The sequence below is a fragment of the Plectonema radiosum NIES-515 genome (assembly GCF_025753815.1).
GTDB lineage: Bacteria > Cyanobacteriota > Cyanobacteriia > Cyanobacteriales > Nostocaceae > Hassallia > Hassallia radiosum_A.
On the sequence record NZ_JAOWRF010000253.1, the window covers coordinates 24,427 to 31,502 of the forward strand.

Sequence of the window (7,076 nt, forward strand, 5' to 3'; positions counted from 1 at the left end):
GAGTCAAGAGTCATTTGATAGTTGTTGGTTGGTAATTGTTTTTCCACTAACCACTATCTACTAAGCATTAACAAAAAAGTTATTGGTTTTAGAGTATTTTTTCTAAGCCATATACTAACGACTTTAACTGTAAAACTTTGCGAATTGCCAGTAGTACTCCTGGCATATAACAAGCGCGATCGCTTGTATCGTGCCTTAAAGTATAAATTTGACCTGCCGCGCCAAAAATCACTTCCTGATGGGCAATCAGCCCCGGTAAGCGCACGCTATGAATTCTAATTCCTTCATCTGCTAAACTTCCCCTGGCTCCTTTGATTTTCTCCGTTTCTTCCACAACAGCCTGGTTAAATATTTTACCCATTTCTCCTAACATCTGCGCTGTTTGAATCGCTGTACCGCTGGGAGCATCAGCTTTTTGGTTATGATGCAACTCGATAATTTCTACGTGGTCAAAATATTTAGATGCTGTGACAGCTGCTTGTTGCAGCAATACCATCCCAATCGAGAAATTAGGAATAATCAGACATCCGGTACTTGCTTTTTCGGCAAAATCTGCTAGGTTTTGAATTTGTTGGGGACTTAAACCAGTGGTACCAACTACAGGACGAATACCGTAGGCGATCGCACTACGAATATTGTCATAAACTGAATCCGGATGGGTAAAGTCTATCATTACCCCTGGTTGTTTTTCCTGTGCGGCAAATGCCAGCATCGATTCCAACTGATTGGTAATTGGTACTTCCAACGGTTCACTTAAACCGGCTAGTTCCCCAGCGTCTTTGTCTTGATGTTCACCAGTTGTGTCAATTGCACCCACTAAGGTCATATCAGGTGCGCTAGCTACTGCTTTGACTACCTCACGACCCATTTTGCCAGCAGCACCGATGACAACAACTGGAATAGAAGCTTGATTTGCCATAACTTGAGAAATGCTTGTAAACATCACTTGCGAATTGTAAAAGAATTTGGTTATCTAGAGATTCGCTTTTCAAATCTTTGCTCAAATCCACTTTCTATTGTGACTTACTTTACATGGCGCAGGAACTTGAGTAATGCTAAATTAGTCCCAGTCTTGAACAAGAGCGTTTACCTATCTCAAGGTTTCACCATTAAGGGAGGGCAAATTTGTATAAGTCGTACTAATTAAGAACCAAATTCTGTGAAAAAATTAATCCGATGCTTGATCTAGCTACAAACATATTATTCTAACTAGATGAACAGAAAATTTATTCTCACTTTGCTTTCCAGTCCTGTACTGTTTAGCTCGATAATATCTACGGTCATGATGACCAACCCCGCTCACGCTAGTCAAACAGGTAATTCAACAAAAACTCATGTTGCTTGCGTGCGTGACCCCCATACAGCAACTGCTCGCATGGTGTGTGAAAGAGTTAGCAATACTCCAGTTGTTGTTAAACCAGCAGTGAAAGTAGCGCAAGTTCAACCAAATCAGATTACTGAGCTACAATTCACCGATCAAGAAAGCGATGAAGCGATAAAATTATTTGGCTGTGATTGTCCAATCTGTATCAATGCTGTGCGTCAACTGCATGGTGCAACACCAATGGCAAGCTAAGAACTGTAACCCTCAAAGAATCTACCTATGAACCTTTACGCGAAATCAATTCACGGGGCTAAATTCAGCTCAATGATCCACAAACTTGCTGGACATCTGATCAATTGGTAGAGCCAACATTCCGCTCCCGTGCATTGTCAGACTACGAATTTTGGACGTTTGAAGATTTTGAAACAACGCGATCGCGTTGCCCCAAATGAACCCATTTTTGTCTAAACTGTAGCCTTTTTTGTGGATAAAAACCCGAAAAAACCGATTGTGACATTATGGGGTGCGGAATGTCGATTGGAGTGAAATTTTCAGCCCTGCAAATTTTCAGCGCCAATAATTATACCATTTCACGCTAATGTCTGATAGAAATTAAAATGGTTGCTTTATTTACGTGTTCGCTGTACTAGTCTAAACTTCAGTAATAAGCATTTATGGGTTTTATCGCTACAATACCCTCATTTTTTAAATATTAAAAATTATTAAGGGCATGGGTTCGATGTGCCCTTAATACAAAAACTAGTAATAATTTTGTAAAATCCGATACTATTACTATTTGCGTAAAATTGCCGACAAAGAATTTTGTTTACGAATATCGAGCATATCTGCTAGAGATTCTTTGCTTTTATCAAAGGGTATGGTGTGTTCTGGTGGCAAAACTGTCACCATAGGTTTTCTTTTAGATGGCACTGGTGCGAAGGACATGCTTTGTGATGGAGGCACAAATACTGGATAATTCTCTGGTGGACGTGGTTCTAATTTTTGATGATGACGCCGTGCCAAGCGTGCCCCATCGCGGTTAATACGTTTCTGGTCTTTTTGCCGCTGTGTGGGACGGTTTAGGAATCGAAAAATTATCAAGCAACCACTAGCACAACTGAAGGCGATCGCTGCCACCATCCATAAAGGTGTAGGATTGCTAGTCTCAGAGGGGGTGTTAATTGGTTGTGCTACTTCAGCTTGTATTGTTTCTGGTTCTTCCTGTTCCACATGCCCAGCATAACCCAGGCTATATATGGCAAGGGTTGCGCTCCCTAAAAACATTCCTAACAACCCTACCAGCAATAGCCAAGGGTAGCGTGCCAACAGATGTATCAGAAGCATCAAGCTATCTATTGACTTTGATTTCTTCTTTACCTTGTCTGCTGTGAGCGCTGTTGCTTGCGTTGGCTCTTGCTGTACATTCTGATTATTTTCCATGATTTATTTCAGATTTGTACCCCTCCCATTGTTGATTGTACTGGAGGAGCTAACCTTCGCGTATCCGTAGCAAAGCTTCATATTTAAGTAGCCTTTTTTTTGGCTTTGGCTCCTAAATCCGCTAAGTATTCGCGAAAATCATTTTTGAATGGTCAAGAGTTATTCTGACTTCTGTGTTCTCTCCAGAGCAAGTTGAATCAAGCGATCGACTAATTCGGTAAAGGGAATTCCACTTTTAGCCCACAATTGCGGATACATACTCGTCGCTGTGAAGCCTGGGAAGGTGTTGATTTCGTTAATTAAAATTTCTCCTGTCGCTTCGACATAGAAAAAGTCCACCCTTGCCAATCCAGCAGCATCAACGGCTGCAAAGGCTTGCAAAGCCATGTCCTGAATTTGACGCATCACAGAATCTGGCAGTTGTGCCGGAATCAGTAAATCTGCTTGTCCTTGTGTATATTTAGTTTCATAATCGTAAAAATCACTTTCAAAAGTAATTTCCCCGACGACTGAAGCTTGGGGTTGATCGTTTCCGAAAACGGCACATTCTACTTCTCGTGCGACGACTCCAGTTTCTACTATAATACGGCGATCGTAAGAAGCGGCATTATCTAAAGCGGCTTCTAATTCTGAACTTGATCGCACTTTGGCAATCCCTACAGATGAACCTAAATTAGCAGGTTTGACAAAACACGGATAGCCCAACGTTGCTTCGATTTGGTCACACAATTTGGGAAACACACAAGGATTTGACCAAATTTGCGCTCTGGTTAAGGTTAAATATTTAACTTGTGCCAATCCCGCTTGAGCAAACGCCATTTTCATGGCAATCTTATCCATACCCATTGCCGAACCTAACACCCCAGAACCGACAAAGGGAACTTGCATTAAGCTGAGTAATCCCTGAATTGTACCGTCTTCACCGTTGGGACCGTGGAGAATCGGAAACCAAACATCCACTTCTTGAGTTTGTGCTGGAAATTGCCATAATTTAGAGATTGCGGCTAGAGTTGTCAATGCAACACCGGATGTTAAAACTTGTTGCGGTACATCCCCTGCTAACCAGCGTCCATCTTTTTGGATGTAAAAAGGAAGTATTTCATATTTGTTAGCATTTTCTTCTGAACTCAAGGCAAGAGCGATCGCTCGTGCTGAACTAATCGAAACTTCATGCTCTCCAGAACGACCACCAAACAACAACCCCACCCGCAATTTTGACATTTGCCGCACCTCTACACTCCTCAAATGCAGATAGCCTATCATAACCTGTGGGAGATGGGGGAGAGTTCTTGGGAGGGGGAGAGTTCTTGGGAGGGGGAGAGTTCTTGGGAGGGGGGGAGTTCTTGGGATGGGGAAAGAATAATTATTTTTTGTCCCCCTTGTCTTCTTTGTCTTCTTTGTTAAGGTCGAGTAAGCAATTTTGTTAAAATGCCTTAATGCCAGAAAAACAGCACTACTTAAAAACAAAACCTGGATGGTCTTTAAATCAGAAAGATCCTCGGTTCATTGAATTTCTGATGCCACTGTGGGAGTGGCTATATCGCTACTATTTTCGAGTGCAAACTAGTGGTTGGGAGAATATCCCAGCCCAGGACAAGGTTCTGCTTGTCAGTTCCCATAACGGGGGACTGGCATCTCCTGACATGTATATGGTAATGTATGATTGGTTTCAACGATTTGGTGTTCAACGACCAGTTTACGGTTTGGCGCATCCCTACTTTTGGCAGGTTCCGCTCACAGCAGAACTGGCAGGGAGGTTGGGAGCAATCATCGCTCATCCGCGAATGGCGATCGCTGCTTTGCATTCTGGAGCCAGCGTACTAGTATATCCTGGTGGAGCGCAAGACCTTTTTCGACCACACGAACAACGCCATCAAATTCACTTTGCTGGCAATCAAGGATTTATCAAGTTAGCGCTGCGGGAAGAAGTACCCATTGTGCCGATTATTTCCGTCGGTGCCCACGATACACTGTTTGTGCTGGCTGACTTATACAAAATTTTACAGCAATTACATGAATCGGGGATGCCTTGGCTATTTGGGCTAGATCCAGAGGTTTTCCCCATTTATCTTGGGTTGCCTTGGGGATTGGCGATTGGACCTTTACCTAATATACCATTGCCTGTAACTATACATACGCGAGTTTGTCCTCAGATTGTCTTTGAACGTTACGGTCGGGAAGCCGCAAGCGATCGCTCTTATGTTAACGCTTGTTATGAGTTAGTCCAAAGTCAAATGCAGCAAGAGTTAGATGATTTGGTCAAAAGTCAATAGTCAATAGTTATATCATGTTCGTTTAATTAACACAGAACTTACGCAAAAACTCTCTTAAACTTTTATTCCTTGGCTTCCTTGGCTTCTTGGCGGTTCGTTTTTTGGTCCTAAAAGCGTAAGTCCTATAACAGTGATAAAATCATCGCAACCCTCGTAGAGACGTTCCGGTGGAACGTCTTTACATTGTAAGTAATTTGTCGGACATGATATTAAGAGTCTATTGACCCTTGACCATTGACCATTGACCCTTGACCTTTTAAACTGATACTGGTTGTCGCACCTCTATCGGTTCCCCTGTCAAGCTAAAAGCGCGAATTTCGGTAATTTTCACCTTGACTAACTGTCCTTTAAGTTCGTTGATGTCACCAGCGAAGAAGGTGAGACGATTACCGCATGTGCGTCCCATGACTTGAGTTTTATCTTTCAGGTTTTGGTCTTCTACTAGCACTTCTTCGATGCGTCCGAAATAACGTTGCGATCGCTCGTAAGCTTTAATATTAACTAGATGATTTATTCTTTGCAGGCGATCGCTTTTTACTTCTTCACTTAATTGATTTGTCCACAAAGCTGCTGGTGTCCCCGGACGTGGGGAATATGCGGCTGTATTCAACAAGTCAAAGCCAATATCTTCTACTAATTTCAGCGTATTTTCAAACTGTGCTTCTGTCTCTCCAGGGAAACCGACGATCGCATCCGCACTAATTGACGCATCCGGCATATATCGGCGAATTGTATCAATTATCCGGCGATATTTCTCTTGAGTATAACCCCGCGACATCGCTTTTAATAGTTCGTTATCCCCAGATTGAAAGGGGATATGAAAATGTTCGCACACCTTGGGCAATTCAGCACAAGCTTTAATTAAACGTTCAGTAAAATAACGGGGATGACTAGTAGCAAATCGTAATCGGTCAATTCCCGGCACATCATGAATGTAATATAGTAAATCTGTAAACGTGTGTAAATTGCGACCTTCTGGCGTGGTTCCTGGCAAATCTCTGCCGTAAGCGTCAATATTTTGACCGAGTAGCGTGATTTCTTTGTAACCTTGGCGTCCTAATTCTTCGATTTCGGCGCGAATTGCTTCTGGTGTACGCGATTGTTCGACACCACGCACGTTAGGAACGACGCAGTAAGTACAGCGCTCGTTACAGCCATAAATCACATTCACCCAAGCTGTAACCTTGCTATCACGGCGCGGCTTGGTGATATCTTCGATAATGTGGACTGCATCTGTTGCCACAACTTGATTGCCGTCAAATACCGACTCTAGCAACTCTTTAAGACGGTTAGCGTGTTGGGGTCCCATTACCAAGTCTAATTCTGGAACGCGTCGCAACAACGCTTCACCTTCTTGTTGAGCAACGCAACCGGCAACTATTAAAGTTAAATCAGCTTTTTCGTGCTTGCGTTTAGCTTGTCTACCGAGATAAGAATATACTTTTTGTTCAGCATTATCGCGGATAGTGCAAGTGTTGTAAAGAATTAAATCGGCATTATTTGGATCTTCTGACCACTCAAAGCCCATGTCTTCTAGGATGCCAGCCATGCGCTCTGAGTCGGCTTTATTCATTTGGCAACCAAAGGTGGTGATGTGATAGCGGCGTTGAGATAAGGTGGTCATAGTAATTTATTTTATCAGTTTAATAGTATATAGGCTATACCAATCCTAAATGATTTGTGAAAAATCACACTTACGTATATGTTTAAGTATAAGTGGTATGAATGGGGTGTATTTTGAGCAATGGAAGAATTGATAGATTTCATTCAAGGGAACCCAGACCGCAGAGAATTAAAGCGATCGCAGTACAGATGGTTATGTAAAACTATATCCATTAACCCTTGATTAGACGTAGCACAGAATAGTCTAAACATTATTTTTCACATCGGTTGTCTATTCGTTAATATATCTTTTGACCGAAAAAATGGGATTCAAGCCCCGTCCTTTAAGTACGTGTTTCTTGATTTCTAATATATTGTTTAAGAACTTCTAGCGGCGCTCCACCTACAGAAATAGCAAAATAGCTGGGACTCCATAG

General features: G+C 42.3%; 7 protein-coding genes. 2 read left to right on the forward strand and 5 right to left on the reverse strand.

Annotated features, from left to right (window positions below):
- Window positions 1-88: 88 nt before the first annotated feature.
- Window positions 89-919 (reverse strand): 4-hydroxy-tetrahydrodipicolinate reductase, encoded by an 831-nt coding sequence (gene dapB / locus OGM63_RS17910; protein WP_263746989.1) that lies wholly within the window; start codon window positions 917-919, stop codon window positions 89-91.
- A 294-nt stretch (window positions 920-1,213) separates the two neighbouring features.
- On the opposite strand from dapB, the gene OGM63_RS17915 reads away from it, so the two are divergent.
- Window positions 1,214-1,576 carry a hypothetical protein gene (locus tag OGM63_RS17915; protein WP_263746984.1) on the forward strand — a complete coding sequence of 121 codons (363 nt, stop codon included), beginning with the start codon at window positions 1,214-1,216 and terminating at the stop codon, window positions 1,574-1,576.
- Window positions 1,577-2,116: 540 nt separating this feature from the next.
- Here OGM63_RS17915 and OGM63_RS17920 read toward each other — a convergent pair.
- A complete protein-coding gene (locus tag OGM63_RS17920) occupies window positions 2,117-2,764 on the reverse strand; it encodes a hypothetical protein (protein WP_263746985.1) in 648 nt (215 codons plus the stop codon).
- A 159-nt stretch (window positions 2,765-2,923) separates the two neighbouring features.
- Window positions 2,924-3,985 carry a D-alanine--D-alanine ligase family protein gene (locus OGM63_RS17925; RefSeq protein ID WP_263746990.1) on the reverse strand — a complete coding sequence of 354 codons (1,062 nt, stop codon included), beginning with the start codon at window positions 3,983-3,985 and terminating at the stop codon, window positions 2,924-2,926.
- 215 nt (window positions 3,986-4,200) lie between these two features.
- Here OGM63_RS17925 and OGM63_RS17930 point away from each other — a divergent pair, with 215 nt between their 5' ends.
- On the forward strand, window positions 4,201-5,037 hold the full coding sequence (locus OGM63_RS17930; RefSeq protein ID WP_263746986.1) for a lysophospholipid acyltransferase family protein: 837 nt from the start codon (window positions 4,201-4,203) through the stop codon (window positions 5,035-5,037).
- A gap of 256 nt (window positions 5,038-5,293) precedes the next feature.
- On the opposite strand, the gene miaB is transcribed toward OGM63_RS17930, so the two are convergent.
- Window positions 5,294-6,661, reverse strand: a complete 1,368-nt coding sequence (miaB, locus tag OGM63_RS17935; protein WP_263746987.1) for a tRNA (N6-isopentenyl adenosine(37)-C2)-methylthiotransferase MiaB — start codon at window positions 6,659-6,661, stop codon at window positions 5,294-5,296.
- Between the two features lie 322 nt (window positions 6,662-6,983).
- Window positions 6,984-7,076: transposase (locus tag OGM63_RS17940; protein ID WP_263746991.1), on the reverse strand; the 93-nt coding region annotated here is incomplete at its 5' end.